We start from the raw sequence: 15,833 nt of genomic DNA, 5'->3' as shown, positions 1-15,833 counted from the left end.
GATTGGATTAGCTTCATTTCCGCTGCGAAGAGCTGTTGAAATAAGAATTCCCCTTACACAAAGCGGATATCGGATACCACCGGAAAATGATCCGAAGGCATCTTGCCATCATAATGGTCTGTAATTGAACCATAGCTTAGTACCTGAACCTGCTCGGTTACGAAGATAAAATCAATTGGATTTTCAAATTCAATCTCATGCTTCTCCTGCTGCTCCAGAAAAGCCGGAAACATCCGTGCAGCCACCTCCCTGGAATCAAAGCCCTGGAAGGTGAACGCGGGGCCGAAATGCTTATAATCCGCTACCGCACTGGCATCACGCAGCAAGGCGGCTCCCGGTTCGTTCTGTTGAATGAGGACCCGGTAGGGAAGGGAATCCGATGTAACGTTAAAGTCTCCAGTCAGCACAGCCGGTATGCCTGCCGCGAGTTCCGATATCCGCTCCAGAATCAGATAAGCGCTTCTTTCAACAGCCACCTGCCCTATATGATCAAAATGGGTATTGAAATGCAGGATGGTTCGCCCGGTATATGTATCCTGAAATTCCGCCCATGTCACCACACGGCTGCAGGCGGCATCCCAGCCCATTGAACCTGGCTCCTCCGGATGCTCCGACAGCCAGAAGGTATCCTGACGCAGTGGCTTCAATCTGTTCTTACGATAAAATATGCAAGAGAACTCTCCTTCCTTATCACCGTCATCCCTTCCTGCACCAACCCATCCGTATTCCGGCAGTAGCGATTGCAAGTCCTCCAGTTGGTTATAAAGCACCTCCTGCATGCCGACCAGATCCGGACGATGAAAACGGATAACGCCCGCCACCATCTCCTTCCGGCTGGTCCAGCCGTTTTCGCCTTCCATCTCGTAGGCGTTTTTGATGTTATAGGACATGCAGCGCAGATCATGTTCCACATTCAGCTTCTCTGCTGACATTCCTCTCACTCCATTCTGAAAAAATTGAACTCCAATATGCCCCATCATATCAAAAAACAAGGTACAGCAGAGGCTTGGCAGCAAAAAAAATAAAGACCACAACAGCCCCGGTAACCGGAGCCATTGTGGTCTTGAATGATGCTTGTAATTATATTTCCGGCTGCTGCTTCAGCATGCCGATCAAACTCCGCAGGGCTGCACCCCGGTGGCTGATCGCCTGCTTTTCTTCCACAGACAGCTCTGCCATCGTTTTTTCATACTGCGGCAGGTAGAAAAGCGGATCATATCCGAAGCCGCCGCAGCCGGCGGGCTCATCTGTAATCAATCCGTCCACCGCACCGCTGGCTTCCACGGAAGCGCCAGTCGCTGGATCATACAGCACCAGGGAACAGACGAAGCGCGCCGGACTGAGAAGAGGCTGATCCGTATCCTCTCCCATTTTCTTGTCCTCCAGCATACGAAGCAGCTTGTCGTTATTCTCCTGATCCGTGGCATGCTCCCCGGCAAAACGTGCCGAGTATACACCCGGGCGGCCATCCAGTTCATCTACACATAGCCCTGAATCATCCGCAAGAACCGGCAGACCCAGAGCATCTCCGACCGTCTTGGCTTTCTTCAGCGCATTTTCGGCGAAGGTTACTCCGTCCTCCACTACATCCGGCAGCTCCGGATAATCGAACATGCTTTTCACCTGTTTTCCAAGCTGGGCAAACGCATGCTCAAACTCCTTCACCTTGCCCTGGTTCCGGGTGGCCACAATGATGAGTTCACTATCCAGAATCATGCCTAAACCCCTTTCCCCGTTTGGCCGGAGCCAATCATGAGAGCAATCGGTCCAAGCAATTCCTTCTGTTTCTCAATCAGCTGCAAAATCCCCTTCTCCCCGAGCTCCAGAAGCTGATTCAGCTCTTCACGGGTAAATGGACTTTCTTCACCGGTTCCCTGCAGCTCGACAAATGCTCCGCCGCCAGTCATCACCAGATTCATATCAACCTTGGCGCTGGAATCTTCCTCATAATTCAGGTCCAACAAAGGCTCTCCATTCACGACACCTACACTAACCGAGGCCAGATAGTCCGTGATTGGGAATACTGGCAGCTTGTGCTGCTGTGCGATTTTGCTAACAGCAATCGCAAGCGCGACGAAGGAACCGGTAATCGAGGTCGTACGCGTACCGCCATCGGCTTGGATGACATCACAATCCAGCGTAATCGTACGCTCTCCCAAAGCACGAAGATCAACAACGGAGCGCAGTGCTCTTCCGATCAACCGCTGAATTTCCATCGTCCGGCCGCTGAGCTTGCCGCGCGCGCTCTCCCGCTGATTACGGGATTGCGTCGCCCGCGGAAGCATGGAATACTCCGCCGTCACCCAGCCTTTTCCCTGTCCCTTCAAAAATGGGGGAACCTTCTCATCTACTGTTGCCGTACATAATACTTTTGTATCTCCCATTTCTATGAACACGGAGCCTTCCGCATACTTGTTCACATTTACTGTCAAATTCATCGGTCTGAGCTGATCGCTGCTGCGTCCGTTTGATCTCATCTTTTCTGCCTCCTACATTTACGCGTCCTGTGATATGGAATGAACTGAAAATTGGTTTATCTTTGGTTCATTCCATATATAAGCAACTTTCATTTTAACAAAGTGTCGGCACAAAAGCACCCTTGAAAGGCGGTTTACAGTGGAATCTCATTAATATACTCAGGTCTTGACACCGGCTTGCTGTAATCCTGGTTGTCAAGGCCAATCACCTTGGTCTCCTCATTCATATCAATTTTCACCTTTGGATTGCCGGCATTTTCGGCTATAGTCAGGACGACGGATTGGAGGAGTTCATTCGGAATCTTCTCATCCTTCTCGAACATATCATCCTTCAAGGAAACCGTAACGGTTCCGTCCTTGGCTGTTTTTACCGAGTCTAAAGTGGTACCGTCAGTCATGACTTGCTCCAGTCCATCATTCTGCTGCGGACCATGGATAAGCTCGTTCACAGCTGCAGTCAATTTATTCTGTCCTGGCTTTACCAGCCGGGTTACAGGCACGTAGTAAGATACTCCATCCTCGGATAAGGTTGAAAAATAGACCGTTACCGGTGTCGAGTTCGTCAAGCTGGCGCCGTCCGCCTTTTGCAGATTGATGCCAAAGCTGCGGCTAAGCGGCTGATTCAACGGCGTGCCCTTGACCGGCATTTCCGTCAATGCTTGGCCGTCGACCATGAACTGTACCTTCTGCACACCGGAGAACCCCGTTAATGTCCAGGTGACAGCTTCCACTATTTTGCGCTCATCCGGCGCGTTATATTTGTTCACCGCATTGTTGAATTCCACAACCGCCAGTTTTTGCTCCTTATCCACGGTTACACTGTTAATCTCGGTTCCCTTTGGCAGCACGCCGGAGAACCCCTTCGGCACATACTTGGCATAAGTTCCACCCGTCACGAGTGCCTGAAGCGCCTGCTTCATGTTGTCCGTATCTTTTGCTTCGGGAATCCCCAAGGAAACGGGAGCCAGCAATCCTTTTTCATTAGCCAGATAAACGGTCGTCTTCGGTCCAGTTTGCTCGGTCTTATTGGTTGTTGCTGAGCCTCCGTCTGTCATGTTCAGCATTTGCTGCTCTACTCCTGCCGGCGGCTTATCGATATCCATGGAAGACTGTGAGCCGAACAAGCTGCAGCCGGACAGCAATACAGGAACAGCCAGCAATCCGGCAGCGGAAATGCCGCGAATTTTACTACCTTTTTTCATATGTTGTTCCTCCTAATCATTTTGTACAGATTGTACTATCATGTATACGAGCCCTCTCATCAAAAAATAACAGCTGGTCCGATAAAAAAACTTCCGGCGGTGTACTTTCACAGGAGACATGCTTCTCTTGGCGGATTTTTTTCTTGCTATGGAAGAAAGTTTGGGTAAAACTGGACAAACTGTAGGGGAGAAACGTACAATCTTACTACCATAACGATAAAGGGGGGGATAAGATGAGTGATCCGAACCATGAAAAGATTCCGTATAGTTTGAACAGTCAAAAGGTAGCCAGCGCGACCCGGGAATGGCTGCATAAAAGAGGCGTAAAACTCGAGGAAATTGCGGAGCTCGTCATGCTCCTTCAGAAGAAATATTATCCCGATCTGACGATGGAAGAATGCTTGGACAACGTGGATAAGGTACTAAGCAAACGCGAGGTGCAAAATGCGGTGCTAACCGGCATCCAGCTCGATGTGCTTGCGGAGGAAGGAAAGCTTTTTTCACCTCTGCAGGAAATGCTCGAAAATGATGAAGGCTTATATGGCGTTGATGAGATTCTGGCCTTTTCGATCGTCAATGTGTATGGCAGCATCGGATTTACTAACTATGGATATGTAGACAAGCTAAAGCCGGGTATTCTTGAGCGTTTGAATGATAAAAGCACAGGTGAAACACACACCTTCCTGGACGACATCGTTGGCGCGATTGCGGCCGCGGCAAGCAGCCGGATTGCACACCGGAAACAAGCCGAACGTGAGCAGCAGGTTGAAGGCAATGAGCTTGTAATACCGGAAGATTAAAATGAAATGCTAAAAGGGACGGCTCAATAAGAGCTGTCCCTTTTTATAGCGTACATATTCGCTCACATCATCTTGTATTGAATCATGCCGTCCTCATTGAGAAATGCAGCGATTCGTCCTCTTCGCTCCAGCTCTCTTGTATGGGCGAGGGTCTCGCACATGGCAAACCGCATCTGGTGGATACCCAGCTTGCTGCTGAAGAGCGAGACGCATAGCTCAAAGCCTGATGCCGGAGCGGAAGCGAGCAGCTGCTCCATCTTCACCAGCCGCTCTTCATGATGGAGCAGCAGCGCCTCAAGCCGCTCCTCAAAATGCCGGAAAGGGTTCCGGTGCCCCGGATATGCGGTGCTGACCTCCAGGTTCTTCAGCTTAAGCAGTCCCATCAAAAAGGATTGCAGCGGCTCCGGATCACTGCCCGGCATCAGGCTAACGTTCGGCGAAATCTGCGGAAGGACGGCGTCACCGCACAGAATCTCGCCGCTCTCTTCATGGTAAAAGGATAGATGCCCCGGCGCATGCCCAGCAGTTTGAACCGGCAACCAGTCCCTTCCGCCCATTGTGAACAGCTGTTCGGACGGAATAAAAGATACTTCCGGAAGCGGTGTGATCTGCGGCATAAAGCTGTTCATATGTACTTCTAGCTGATCCGTCCAATCCGCGGGCATTCCCTGTCTGCGGAACAAATCAGGTAAATCCGAATTCATCGTGGATTGTGGTCCCCACATCCGTTGTGTTTCCTGAAAAGATCGCTCCGACATCCATACCTTGCAGCCTGTCTGCTGCTGAATCCAGCCTGAACAGCCCAAATGATCCGGATGGTGGTGAGTCAGGACAACAGCCTCTATATCACTAAGGGCGATACCAAGCTCCCGAAAAGCCTGGTTCCACTCCTCCTCATTCTCCGGCGTATGGGGCCCTGGATCGATAATGGTCAATCCTTCCGGTCCGCGCAGAACATAGCTGTTCACCCAGCGAAGCGGGAAGGACATGGATATTTTCACTTGAATGATACCATTGTAATGATCTGTTATTTCCGGCATGTTCACGTCACTAAACCTCTTTTCACATCTCTTGCGGATGGGGGCGATGGCCCACGAAAATCATCCGTTCTGAAGATTCCTCCCGGTAGCTTTCATCCTCGTCGTATCCTCCATGAACCTCATCAATGACGAGCCCTGACGCTGCAAGCATCTGTTTCATTTGCTCCAACGTATATAGCTTTACCCGTTCATGGTAGTGGCGTTCTTCGCCATCACCATCCTGCGGAATGATCGTGATATCCTTTTTCACAAAGTTATCCTCGATCTTCCGTTTTTCTGTAATCCGCTGGCCATCCGTTTCGCGTTCGGATTCCGGCACCAGATGGGACCGAACATGGGGCGAGTTCATAAAATCGATGATGAAACAGCCACCGGGCTTTAGCATTCTGTAAATTTCCCGCAGTACTTTCATCTGCTCCTCATCCTCACGGAAATAACCGAAGGACGTAAACAAATTCAGCACGGCATCAAAATCCCCATCCAGCGGAAGCTCCCGCATATCGGCTTGATGCCATTCCACACGCTGCTCCGTGTCCAGCTTCCTTGCCTCCCGCAGCAGCACTCCTGACAGGTCCACACCACTCACGCGGTAGCCCGCATCTGCCAGTGCCAGCGAATGACGGCCGGTGCCGCAGCATAAATCAAGCACCCGGGCGTCCTGCGGCAGATCCAGCCAAGAAATCATTTTTTTGACCTCCCGCATAGCCCCCGCCGCATCTCTGTGTTTATATACAAGCAAATAATCTTCTCCAAAGCTTTTTTCATACCAGTCTTTGATCATGATGTCCCTCCGAATATGGTGTCATTTTATAATTACAGTAAAATGCAACAGCATGAACCATATTCTGCCCATCGATGTTTAAAAGAACTTCATTTCGTTTCATAATCCTGAATCAAAATGGAATAGAGGTATGAATCAACAAATCCACCTTTATTGGAAAGGAGATGCTCGCGCAGATGGCCCTCTTTCTGCATGCCGAGCTTCTGCATCACACGCTCCGAGCCTGTATTTTCCGGACGACAGGTCGCATAAATCCGGTGCAGCCCCAGCTGCCCGAAGCCGAGCTCGAGCATGGCTTCTGCGCTTTCGAAAGCATATCCCCGGCCCCAATAATCGGGGTGGAAGCAGTAGCCTACTTCTCCGTTAAAGCCGTTCTTATGCAGGCCGACGCCGCCGATCATCTCCCCGCTGTGTTTCAATGTAACCGCAAACTCATATCCTGTGCGCGGCTCTTGTTGCTGCATTGCCAGCATCGCTTCGATATGTCCCTGTGTCTCCTCTGGCGAATTGGGCCCCCACAGCGTATAAGTCGTTACGAGTGGATTCGAAGCATATCGATGCACGCCGGCATAGTCATCCTGCTGATATTCACGAATGATAAGTCGATCTGTTTCCATGATCATCTCGATCCCTCCCATTTTACGGATCTGTTGCTTCCAGATTAAAGCAAGATCGGTCCCTTGCCAAGCGGAGTCGCGGACAATGGTCACCGGAACCGTGTAACAAATGGATGCTGCAAAGCGTTCTATATGTTAGAAATCAAGCCTGCGGAGGGATCTTTATCAAAAAAAAGAGCATGTGCATACTTTTGCTTCTGTTTCTTCTGGTCGTCACCGGCTGCCAGAACCGCAATACAATGAATGGACCCCTGTATAAAGGACGGCCCTTAACCATAGGCGTGATCGGCGATGAGCCCGTCGTAAGGGAATCAAACATTACTTTCAAGCCACTCACACTGGAGGAGCTGGAAAAGAATCCGACAAAGCTTTCATCGCAATTTGATGCCGTCTTCATTACCAAGGATTATTTCCGCAAAGCCTCTGAACCACAATACACAAAAGTTTACAAAACGGCCGCTATCCCCTTCATCTTTATCAAGCTGGATAAACTGCTCGCCGCATATACAGTTGAGCAGTTATCCTATGATGACGTCCCAGATGCTTTTAACCTTATGTTCGCATCCGCCGTCTATCAAGCTCCTGGCGCAGATGAACCGAATCTGTGGGGATTCGGCCTGTACAACGATGTGGAAAACGAAACGAATGTCAAAACCACATACTCCACCATTTTTAGTTCAATTGAATCTAAGCGCATTGGGAAATGAAATCAAAAACGCCCGGAAAACGAATCCGGGCGTTTTTGTCATGGATACATCATGACAGTATTTCCATTTGTAAACTTACCCTTGACTAGCTGGCAGCCTCAAGCTTTTGCTTACTGCGGCCGGTCATCCTTTTTCCCCATGAAACGGATAAAATCAGGCTCAGTACCAGAATGATAGCCCCGAAGGAATAAGGCAAATTCACATGAACATCGAATAGAATACCTGCGAGCGCAGGGCCAAAAATATTACCAAGACTCATATAGGCATTGTTCATCCCCATGACAAAGCCCTGCTCCTCATTTCCAGCCATTTTGGATAAAACCGTATTGATCGCCGGTCTCATAATGGAAGTGAAGGTGAAGAATATCAGGATCAGCAGCAAATTGTACCAGAAATTGCCCGAGAGCAGCATCAACACCATAGCAATAGCCGAGATCAGGAAGGAAACATTAATCAGCTTGTTCTCACCAAAACGATGAAGCAGCTTATTGATAAACGCTCCTTGAATGACAACGCCCACAAGCGCTCCAACCGTAATCATGATAGAAATTTCCTTGGTGGTGTAAGCATACTTGTTGTCGACGTACAGGCTGAACACCGCTTCAAAATTGACAAGGCCAAAGGTCAGGGTAAACACGAGAATCAGATAGATAAAATAAGGTGCTTTAACGGAAGTGATCAGCTGCTTGACGATGCTTTCCCGCTTTTGCTGTGATTGTCTTGCCGCCTGCAGGCGCTCTTCAGACAAGGTTTCTTTCAGCATAAAAAAGGACAGGACGGTGGCAATCGCCGCAATCAGAGCTGAAATGTAAAATGGTGCACGAAGTCCAAAATCCGCAAGGAATCCGCCAATGCCCGGCCCGATAACAAATCCAAGCGACATCGCGGCCCCCAGCATGCCGAGACCTTTACCGCGTGTATCTTCCGTTGTGCTGTCAGCTACATAGGCCATCATCGCCGGAACCATCATGGCTGCGCCGATGCCCCCAAGGAAGCGGGATATGTACAGCATCCACATCACATTTGCGATGGCAAATAAAAATTGAGAGAGCGTGAACAGCAAGAGCCCTAGAACAATCATCCGTTTGCGGCCGTACTTATCCGACCATTCACCTGCAAGCGGAGAAAACAGAAACTGTGTCAGGCCAGAGGCTGCAATCAGATAACCTGCCGCTGTGCCTCCTGCGTTAAAATCTTCAAGCAGCTTGGGCAGAATCGGAATGACGAGTCCGATGCCCAGCATGGCTATAAACATATTGACCATTAATACAATAAGAGATTTGTTTGGTTTTGTACTTGATGACATGAATCGATAGTTCTCCTTTTCTAAGCTAGATAGCTCTTGATCTTCGGAAGTGCGGCCAATCGGCCGGCAAGCTCCGACAGTTCCTGGATCAAAAGCAAATTATGGAGCATCCCCTGTACAATAATTCTTCGTGGTGATTGGCTTTTCAGCTCATTATCCAGCATCAGAATCGAGTCACGGACATCCTGCTCCTCTTTTCCGGATTTCCCCAGCAAATCCGCGCTGCGGTACATCCGGCATATGAGTCCTTCCACACTGTCCGTCTCAGGCTCCGGCATTTCGGATCTCAGATATTCGGGATAGTTATGCTCGCCGAGAATCGGTTTTACGCCATCTTCCTTCATCAGCCCATTCGCCATATAATCCAGCAGCTTTAAAATATAAAGGGACAGCTCGCTCACGCCGATCGCCACATTTTCCAGGACCATCAGTACACTGTACTGCTCCAGCAGTGAAAACATGGAGAATACCAAATCCACTGCAAAGGGTTCAATGCGTGGGCCATAGACCGTTTTGAACATCTGCTCGAAATGGCGGATCATTCTGCCACGTAAGGCACCCGATGCCTTGAGAACTTCCTCTGTGTATGAATTCGGGTTTTCCGTGATCAGCATCCGGATCAAATCGCGGTGAGCCAGAGAGTCCTGAAGCTGAAGCTCAATCTGATGCCTCAGACTGTCTGCCGAATTTACATCCCCTTGTTTCATCATGGCCTGCAGTTTGACATAAAGCCTGTCATTAATCATATGGAAAATAGACAGCAGCAGCTGATCCTTGGATTTATAGTGCTGGTACAGCGTTGCTTTGGACATACCGCAACCCTCGGCGATATCCTGCATGGTGGAACCGTTAAAGCCCTTGCGGGAGAAAACATGGATGGCTGCATCCATAATTTCCTGTTTACGGTCATTGGACATGGCGCTTATTCACTTCCTCTTGGAATTTCAACACCCCTGAAAACTATACGGTTTTGCAACTAAACTATATAGTTTTATCGAATTATAACTTTACGGTACCCTCCTCGTCAAGAAAAAATGAACATTCGACAGCTTTGCAGGACAACCCGTTTTTTGCCGAAATATTAAAGAAAATAAAGTGATAGCGGTCTCATATTATGACAAACGTTTTCATAGACAAGTGATATATTGATATTGCACTTATGAATAGGTGTATAAATTGGAGGGATTAAACATGGAAAATTTCGAAAACGAACTGCAGTTGTCTGAAGAAGAGGCACAAGAATCTCAAATCGAAGACATCGAGGAAAGCGAAGACGAGGAAGACGAGGAAGCTGAAGAAGCTGAGGCTGAATCCGAAGAAGAAGATTCAGAGGAAGACGAAGATCCCGAGCAATAATGGTTCCAAATCCCTTCTCCCAGAACTACAGACTTTTACAAACCCAACCTGTTCAGTCATGAACAGGTTTTTCACTGTTTATACGGGGCATAGATCTTAGAAAACAAACAGGCACTTGACCCGTTAAGGAGTCAAACGCCTGTTCTATATTCAATCGTATATTATTTGCTCAGTGTTTCGGTCAGAACCGGTACAATTTGCGATTTGCGGGAAACAACGCCTTTGAGCACGGCTTTGTTGTTTTCCAGCTTCACCTGATATGCAGTCTCTACGGAAGAAGCAGCATTACCAAGAGCCAAGGCTACTGAATCGTTGTTCAGGATGTCCGTTACGACGAACACGAACAGATCCAGACCTTTTTGGCTGATGATGTTATTCAGAGCGTCTTCCAGCTCCGTTTGGCGGTTCAGTACATCATTTACGTCCACCGCGTTTACTTGAGCGATTTCTACTTTGTGGCTGCCCATTTGGAATTCCTTGGCATCCAGGGAAATAAGCTCTGCTACCGTTTTGCTGCTTACGTCTGCACCTGCCTTCAGCATTTCAAGACCGTAAGTCTCCAGGCTTACACCGGCGATATCGGCCAGCTCGCGTGCAGCAGCTACATCCTCGTCCGTGCAGGTTGGGGATTTGAGAAGAAGCGTATCCGAGATAATTGCCGATACCATCAATCCAGCGATTTCCTTGGGAACGGCAACATTCTTTTCTTTGAACAGCTTGTTCAGGATAGTCGCTGTGCAGCCAACAGGCTCAGCGCGATAGTAAAGTGGGTGGGCAGTCTCAAAATTCGCGATGCGGTGATGGTCAATAACCTCCGTGACGCGAACCTGATCGATGTCATCAGCGCTTTGCTGGCGCTCGTTATGGTCAACGAGGATCACTTCACTGGCTTCGCCTGCCACTTTCTCAACTAGACGGGGAGCTTCAACCTTGAAGGTATCCAGCGCGTATTGAGTTTCACCGTTTACATTGCCCAGACGGACGGCTTCCGTCTCCAACCCGAGCTGGTTTTTCAAATAGGAGTATACAATAGCTGAAGTAATTGTGTCCGTATCCGGATTTTTATGCCCGAAAATCAAAGTTTTAGCCATGAGTTTTCATTGCTCCTTATCCATTTATAAAGTACAGACATTCCAGAAATGTCTTGGTCTACATTCGATTATAGCGGTAATTCACTAATATTCCAATTCCTTTACAGAGATTTATTTACAAATATCTGCTCAGGCCTCATGGACCGTTTTTCTCGGAATCTCGTTCAGGGGCAGTCCTTCTTTATAGTACAGCGATGGCTGCAGCAGAATATAAAAAATATGAGTTCGTGTGAAGCCCTGGCTCTTCAGGTGTCCGTCTATCATTTTAGCAATGGCGTCATGCTTCTCCTGCTCTCTCGGAAACATGAAAATCTCAACGGACTGCGGACTGTTTGTGATTTTTTCCACATGCAAGAGCTCGATTTTTACAATTTCCTGCGGAATGTTGGCAATAGCCGCCAAATCCTCGACAATCGCGGGTGCGACAGTTTCCACCACGTTTTTTTCAAATCCCGTAAATCTGACAAAAGGCAAAGCTGTTCCCTTCTTTCCTGAGTTGGTGTTTCAGCAGTACTGGTATTATATACCCTACCACAAAAACACAGGAGGAGTCACCTCGCGCAAAGGAACCCCTCCATGAATATGTGCTACTCCATAATTTTTGACGGGTTGGCAACCACATCGATCTTTTCCTGCACCCGTTCCTCGTCCCCCAGAAAATGGCGGTTCAGCGGCTTAAGGTTCTCGTCCAGCTCATACAGTATCGGCACGGCGGTCGGAATGTTCAAATCCAAAATATCTTCATTACTGATATTCTCAAGCACCTTCATCAGTGCGCGGAGACTGTTGCCATGCGCTACAACCAGCACCTTTTTGCCTGCCTTGATCTGGGGTACAATCTCCGCCTCCCAATATGGAACAACCCTAGCGATGGTGTCCTTGAGGCTTTCGCCCAGCGGAATCTCCTGCTCGGTCAACCGGCCGTATCGTTTGTCCTTTTGCGGATACCGGTCATCCTCGGCAGTAATTTGCAATGGCGGTACATCATAGCTTCTGCGCCATAGCTGAACCTGTTCAGCCCCATATTTTTCGGCTGTTTCCTGCTTGTTCAGCCCTTGAAGCGCTCCGTAATGGCGCTCATTCAGCTTCCAGCTTTTATGAATGGGAATCCAGAGAAGATCATTGACGTCAAGTATATAGTTCAGCGTCTTGATTGCCCTTTTCAGGACTGACGTAAACGCAATATCAATCTCGTACGGTACCTTTTTAAGCAGTTCTCCTGCTTTAATCGCTTCTCGGACACCCTTTTCCGTTAAATCGACATCTGTCCAGCCTGTAAAACGGTTTTCCTGATTCCATATGCTTTCGCCGTGTCTTACCAGCACTACTTTAAACATCGATTTCAACCCTCCTCACTGCCATGGCGGCGTAAACTGCATGGTCTATTCTTTGCCTATCTTATTTTTTTAACCTTTATTCCGTCTTTTGATGCATGCGGGCGACATAATTATCGGTGGTAAGATAATTCAGCTTCTGGGTCTTTTCGTCGTATTCGTAGATCAGGATCGTACCGTAAGTGTCAGAGTTCATGTTACTGTCAATGACAGCGAAACGGCTGCCGCCAAGATAGACGCCCCCTCCGTTCAGGTCGGTTTTCACGTCCATTTGATTGGGAAAGCTCTGCATATTGGTTCCGCTGGTCCGAACATCCAGACTGCCTCCGGTAATGTAGGTTCCTGTCTGCAGCTTCATTGGCGACTGAACATTCATATTCAGCAAATAAATCACGACAATGATTAACAATCCATAAAACAACAACATGTAAATGTTATTCTTTTTATCCAAGCGATATCACCATTCCTTACGAATCGATTAAAAATGAAGTGCGGTTCATATAGCGAAGCGAGATTTGCTCCTTCAGCCACCATACTGTAAAATTGAATGAAGGTTACATATTGTAAGGAGGAAATAAAGTGAGAGACTCTTATGTATTCGGACTCATGCTGCGTACGCGAAGCAGCATCATCCAAAAGGTTGAAAAGCTTCCCGAGGAAAAACGCAATGTGATTCCAGAGGGATTCAGCAACAGCATTCACTGGCAGCTCGGGCATCTGCTGACGATAACGGATATCATCGTGTTCCAGTTTGCGGGGAAAGAATCCGCCATTCCGGAAAACTACAAAACATTTTTCGCATCCGGCACCAAACCTGCAGACTGGACAGGGGAGCCTCCGGCTTGGGATTCGCTAATTCAGGAGCTGACCCAGCAGTGCAAGCTGATTGAAGACACTTTCGGCGGCAAGCTTCATGAGCCCCTGGCTGTGAAGGATAATTTTGCCAAGGCAGAGACCGTCGGCGAAATATTAATCATGAACATTAGCCACGAAAGCTCTCATTCTGGCATGATCAATGCCATGCTGAAAATACTCGGCTAGAAACAAAGAACCCTGGCTTTGTAAAAAGTCAGGGTTCTTTTATATCCATATTATTACATATTTTATCATGCCTGCAAAGGTTTTTTTCTATATTTTGGATTTAACTAGCTTGACCCTATAGGTGGCAGCTGCGAAACAAGCCAGTAAGCAAAGAATGCTGATGATGAGCGCGCCAGCTGCTTCCGTCATTCCCTGTCCTTGCAGGAGCCAATTTACGGATATTTGCGGCAGCGAACCGGGACTCCAGGCCAGGTACCGAGGAAGCCATCCGGAAGCCATCGATAGCAGCAGTGCCGCCCCTAAACTGACAAAGGCAATACCCGCCGCAGGGTTCAAAAGCGAACTGGCAAGCAGAGTCAATGATCCCCCGAACCACATCCACAGCAGATAAAATCCCCCCGCTGTCAAAGCTGCGCCGGCATCAACCGATCCGATCATCTGCACGGTATAATACCAGGCCCCAGCGTATCCGAGGACGAAGGAAACGGTGATCAAGGAAAGCATGCTCATCCATTTGGCCGCGGTATAAGATACGAACGAGACCGGTTTGGAAAATATCAACTGCGAAACACCGCTTTGGCGTTCACCCGAAATCATCGTCATCAATGACAGCACCAAAATGAGCAGTCCGACCGAATTGTATTGGCCAAGCGTCTGCGCCATTACCTCCGCTCCAGAAGGCGGCTCCATCGTAATCGTCATGCCTTTAGGCATGTTTCCCGCCGACTTCAGGATTTCCGGCATGAAGCGGGTCACGATCGGCTGCATTACCCCCAGCATCAGAAAGACCAGCGGCACCCAGAGCCATTTATAGCTGCGCCCCATCTCCAGCATTTCTTTGCGAAAAAACAATCCGAACTGTCTCATGCCTGCACCACCTTCATAAATAAATCCTCCAGCGTGCTTTGGCCCGATTCGAATTTCCGGAAAAATACGTGATGAGCTACCGCATCCGCCATCAGCTCTTTTGACGCTTGCTCCACATCCGCTACCGTCAGCTCCGCCCGGGTTCCGGCAATCTCCGCCTGCAGTACAAAGGCCTTGCTGCCAACCGAAGCCAGCCAGTCCCGGGATGCCTTCTCTCCGCCGACTTCTAAGCGGATCACAGGCTCGCTGTACTCTTTGCGGATATGATCCAGATTGCCTTGCAATGCGATTTCTCCGGATTTAATCATGAGAATTTCATCACAAATCTCTTCGGCATCATGCAGGACATGGGTCGAGAACAGGACTGTCGTTTCGCGGCGGATGCGCCGCAGCAGGCTGAGTACGTCTTTACGCCCTGCAGGGTCCAGCGCAGAGACCGGCTCGTCCAGAATGAGCAGCTTGGGACGGTGGATCAAGGCCTGTGCCAGTCCCAGCCTCTGTTTCATCCCGCCGGAATAGCCCCCTATTTTACGTTTTCCCTCATCCCCAAGACCCACGGCTTCAAGCCACTCACCGGTCTTAAGCGCCGCCTCGCGGGTCGTAAGCCCGGCAAGTTCTCCGGCATAGCTCAAAAATTCTTTGCCGCTCATCCATGGATAAAATACCGGCATTTGCGGCAAATATCCGATGTATGGCCGATGGTCCTGAACCGTTCTTCCACCGTGCAGCAATTGAATGGATCCTTTCGTCGGCTGAAGCAGGCCCGCAAGCATGCTGATCGTTGTCGTTTTCCCTGCTCCGTTTGGCCCGAGAAGGGCTGCGCAGCTTCCTTCGGCAACCGAAAATGAGATTCCATTTACTACCGTACGCTCCTTGAAGCGCTTGGTTAATCCTTCAACCCGAAGCAGCGGAGTCATGAGGCATCCTTCCTTCCCACAACAAAGTAAGCAACTGATCCCAGCAGGTTTCCGCACAGTATGATGATGACCCATAACCATTTAGGCCCCCGGGTCGATTCTGCTTTATATAATGAAATAAGTCCCACCACAGCCAAAATCAGCTGGATGACAATCAGAGGCGCAATCAGATTCCATAGAATATCCGTATTCACGCGGTTTCCCCCTTCACGTTTCAAAAATTATGTTTCCCGATTTTTTTGTCGTTCTTTTCTCCGCGGCCAGTATATATAAACGAACCAATAAGCGATAAGTGGT

20 protein-coding genes are annotated in these 15,833 nt (G+C 48.9%); 4 read left to right on the top strand and 16 right to left on the bottom strand.

Annotation, left to right across the window (positions count from 1 at the left end; translation table 11 throughout):
- Positions 1-53: 53 nt before the first annotated feature.
- The 4 genes from KJS65_RS25450 to KJS65_RS25435 form a co-directional block, all read right to left on the bottom strand.
- Complete coding sequence (locus KJS65_RS25450; RefSeq protein ID WP_213652609.1) at positions 54-932, bottom strand: endonuclease/exonuclease/phosphatase family protein; 879 nt, start codon at positions 930-932, stop codon at positions 54-56.
- Between the two features lie 148 nt (positions 933-1,080).
- On the bottom strand, positions 1,081-1,716 hold the full coding sequence (locus KJS65_RS25445; RefSeq protein WP_213652608.1) for an XTP/dITP diphosphatase: 636 nt from the start codon (positions 1,714-1,716) through the stop codon (positions 1,081-1,083).
- A gap of 2 nt (positions 1,717-1,718) precedes the next feature.
- Positions 1,719-2,477 carry a ribonuclease PH gene (gene rph, locus KJS65_RS25440; protein ID WP_136608330.1) on the bottom strand — a complete coding sequence of 253 codons (759 nt, stop codon included), beginning with the start codon at positions 2,475-2,477 and terminating at the stop codon, positions 1,719-1,721.
- Between the two features lie 134 nt (positions 2,478-2,611).
- A complete protein-coding gene (locus KJS65_RS25435) occupies positions 2,612-3,679 on the bottom strand; it encodes a GerMN domain-containing protein (RefSeq protein ID WP_213652607.1) in 1,068 nt (355 codons plus the stop codon).
- 233 nt (positions 3,680-3,912) lie between these two features.
- Here KJS65_RS25435 and KJS65_RS25430 point away from each other — a divergent pair, with 233 nt between their 5' ends.
- Positions 3,913-4,479 carry a phosphatidylglycerophosphatase A family protein gene (locus tag KJS65_RS25430; protein ID WP_213652606.1) on the top strand — a complete coding sequence of 189 codons (567 nt, stop codon included), beginning with the start codon at positions 3,913-3,915 and terminating at the stop codon, positions 4,477-4,479.
- 62 nt (positions 4,480-4,541) lie between these two features.
- Here the strand turns inward: KJS65_RS25430 and KJS65_RS25425 are convergent, their stop codons facing one another.
- From KJS65_RS25425 to KJS65_RS25415, 3 genes are all read right to left on the bottom strand, one after another.
- Positions 4,542-5,525, bottom strand: coding sequence for an MBL fold metallo-hydrolase (locus tag KJS65_RS25425; RefSeq protein WP_213652605.1), 984 nt, complete (start codon positions 5,523-5,525; stop codon positions 4,542-4,544).
- 16 nt (positions 5,526-5,541) lie between these two features.
- A complete protein-coding gene (locus tag KJS65_RS25420; RefSeq protein ID WP_213652719.1) occupies positions 5,542-6,297 on the bottom strand; it encodes a class I SAM-dependent methyltransferase in 756 nt (251 codons plus the stop codon).
- A gap of 92 nt (positions 6,298-6,389) precedes the next feature.
- Entirely contained in the window at positions 6,390-6,923 is a 534-nt protein-coding gene (locus KJS65_RS25415; protein WP_213652604.1) for a GNAT family N-acetyltransferase, read from the bottom strand.
- Between the two features lie 185 nt (positions 6,924-7,108).
- Here KJS65_RS25415 and KJS65_RS25410 point away from each other — a divergent pair, with 185 nt between their 5' ends.
- A complete protein-coding gene (locus tag KJS65_RS25410; protein ID WP_213652603.1) occupies positions 7,109-7,624 on the top strand; it encodes a hypothetical protein in 516 nt (171 codons plus the stop codon).
- Between the two features lie 85 nt (positions 7,625-7,709).
- Here the strand turns inward: KJS65_RS25410 and KJS65_RS25405 are convergent, their stop codons facing one another.
- Together KJS65_RS25405 and KJS65_RS25400 are read right to left on the bottom strand one after the other, a co-directional pair.
- On the bottom strand, positions 7,710-8,930 hold the full coding sequence (locus KJS65_RS25405; RefSeq protein WP_213652602.1) for an MFS transporter: 1,221 nt from the start codon (positions 8,928-8,930) through the stop codon (positions 7,710-7,712).
- Positions 8,931-8,950: 20 nt separating this feature from the next.
- Entirely contained in the window at positions 8,951-9,847 is an 897-nt protein-coding gene (locus tag KJS65_RS25400; RefSeq protein WP_213652601.1) for a TetR/AcrR family transcriptional regulator, read from the bottom strand.
- Between the two features lie 274 nt (positions 9,848-10,121).
- Between KJS65_RS25400 and KJS65_RS25395 the strand changes: the two genes are divergently transcribed.
- Positions 10,122-10,286: a hypothetical protein gene (locus KJS65_RS25395; protein ID WP_213652600.1), complete on the top strand. Its 165-nt coding sequence runs from the start codon at positions 10,122-10,124 to the stop codon at positions 10,284-10,286.
- A 161-nt stretch (positions 10,287-10,447) separates the two neighbouring features.
- Here KJS65_RS25395 and KJS65_RS25390 read toward each other — a convergent pair whose 3' ends face one another.
- From KJS65_RS25390 to KJS65_RS25375, 4 genes are all read right to left on the bottom strand, one after another.
- A complete protein-coding gene (locus KJS65_RS25390; RefSeq protein WP_213652599.1) occupies positions 10,448-11,377 on the bottom strand; it encodes a manganese-dependent inorganic pyrophosphatase in 930 nt (309 codons plus the stop codon).
- 129 nt (positions 11,378-11,506) lie between these two features.
- Positions 11,507-11,851, bottom strand: a complete 345-nt coding sequence (locus tag KJS65_RS25385; RefSeq protein WP_213652598.1) for a DUF1904 family protein — start codon at positions 11,849-11,851, stop codon at positions 11,507-11,509.
- Between the two features lie 113 nt (positions 11,852-11,964).
- A complete protein-coding gene (gpmA, locus tag KJS65_RS25380; RefSeq protein ID WP_213652597.1) occupies positions 11,965-12,714 on the bottom strand; it encodes a 2,3-diphosphoglycerate-dependent phosphoglycerate mutase in 750 nt (249 codons plus the stop codon).
- A gap of 76 nt (positions 12,715-12,790) precedes the next feature.
- Positions 12,791-13,162 (bottom strand): hypothetical protein, encoded by a 372-nt coding sequence (locus KJS65_RS25375; RefSeq protein ID WP_213652596.1) that lies wholly within the window; start codon positions 13,160-13,162, stop codon positions 12,791-12,793.
- A gap of 128 nt (positions 13,163-13,290) precedes the next feature.
- Between KJS65_RS25375 and KJS65_RS25370 the strand changes: the two genes are divergently transcribed.
- Positions 13,291-13,752, top strand: a complete 462-nt coding sequence (locus KJS65_RS25370) for a DinB family protein (protein WP_213652595.1) — start codon at positions 13,291-13,293, stop codon at positions 13,750-13,752.
- Positions 13,753-13,839: 87 nt separating this feature from the next.
- On the opposite strand, the gene KJS65_RS25365 is transcribed toward KJS65_RS25370, so the two are convergent.
- The 3 genes from KJS65_RS25365 to KJS65_RS25355 are packed head-to-tail and all read right to left on the bottom strand — an operon-like array spanning position 13,840 to position 15,730.
- Positions 13,840-14,619: an ABC transporter permease subunit gene (locus KJS65_RS25365; protein WP_213652594.1), complete on the bottom strand. Its 780-nt coding sequence runs from the start codon at positions 14,617-14,619 to the stop codon at positions 13,840-13,842.
- Positions 14,616-15,536, bottom strand: a complete 921-nt coding sequence (locus KJS65_RS25360; RefSeq protein ID WP_213652593.1) for an ABC transporter ATP-binding protein — start codon at positions 15,534-15,536, stop codon at positions 14,616-14,618. The genes KJS65_RS25365 and KJS65_RS25360 overlap by 4 nt, the downstream gene beginning before the upstream one ends.
- Entirely contained in the window at positions 15,533-15,730 is a 198-nt protein-coding gene (locus KJS65_RS25355; protein WP_213652592.1) for a PLD nuclease N-terminal domain-containing protein, read from the bottom strand. The genes KJS65_RS25360 and KJS65_RS25355 overlap by 4 nt, the downstream gene beginning before the upstream one ends.
- Positions 15,731-15,833 lie beyond the last annotated feature (103 nt).

Source organism: Paenibacillus sp. J23TS9 (genome assembly GCF_018403225.1).
Classification (GTDB): domain Bacteria; phylum Bacillota; class Bacilli; order Paenibacillales; family Paenibacillaceae; genus Paenibacillus_AQ.
The sequence above is the reverse complement of the archived record's forward strand: the minus strand, read 5'-3'. Positions and strand labels throughout refer to the sequence as shown.

Excerpts from the sequence above, each read along its gene's own strand:
- KJS65_RS25365 (WP_213652594.1), bottom strand. The coding sequence starts at position 14,619 with ATGAGACAGTTCGGATTGTTTTTTCGCAAAGAAATGCTGGAGATGGGG.
- KJS65_RS25360 (WP_213652593.1), bottom strand. The coding sequence starts at position 15,536 with ATGACTCCGCTGCTTCGGGTTGAAGGATTAACCAAGCGCTTCAAGGAG.
- KJS65_RS25415 (WP_213652604.1), bottom strand. The coding sequence starts at position 6,923 with ATGATCATGGAAACAGATCGACTTATCATTCGTGAATATCAGCAGGAT.
- KJS65_RS25405 (WP_213652602.1), bottom strand. The coding sequence starts at position 8,930 with ATGTCATCAAGTACAAAACCAAACAAATCTCTTATTGTATTAATGGTC.
- KJS65_RS25400 (WP_213652601.1), bottom strand. The coding sequence starts at position 9,847 with ATGTCCAATGACCGTAAACAGGAAATTATGGATGCAGCCATCCATGTT.
- KJS65_RS25435 (WP_213652607.1), bottom strand. The coding sequence starts at position 3,679 with ATGAAAAAAGGTAGTAAAATTCGCGGCATTTCCGCTGCCGGATTGCTG.
- KJS65_RS25390 (WP_213652599.1), bottom strand. The coding sequence starts at position 11,377 with ATGGCTAAAACTTTGATTTTCGGGCATAAAAATCCGGATACGGACACA.
- KJS65_RS25450 (WP_213652609.1), bottom strand. The coding sequence starts at position 932 with ATGTCAGCAGAGAAGCTGAATGTGGAACATGATCTGCGCTGCATGTCC.
- rph (WP_136608330.1), bottom strand. The coding sequence starts at position 2,477 with ATGAGATCAAACGGACGCAGCAGCGATCAGCTCAGACCGATGAATTTG.
- KJS65_RS25395 (WP_213652600.1), top strand. The coding sequence starts at position 10,122 with ATGGAAAATTTCGAAAACGAACTGCAGTTGTCTGAAGAAGAGGCACAA.
- KJS65_RS25445 (WP_213652608.1), bottom strand. The coding sequence starts at position 1,716 with ATGATTCTGGATAGTGAACTCATCATTGTGGCCACCCGGAACCAGGGC.
- gpmA (WP_213652597.1), bottom strand. The coding sequence starts at position 12,714 with ATGTTTAAAGTAGTGCTGGTAAGACACGGCGAAAGCATATGGAATCAG.
- KJS65_RS25430 (WP_213652606.1), top strand. The coding sequence starts at position 3,913 with ATGAGTGATCCGAACCATGAAAAGATTCCGTATAGTTTGAACAGTCAA.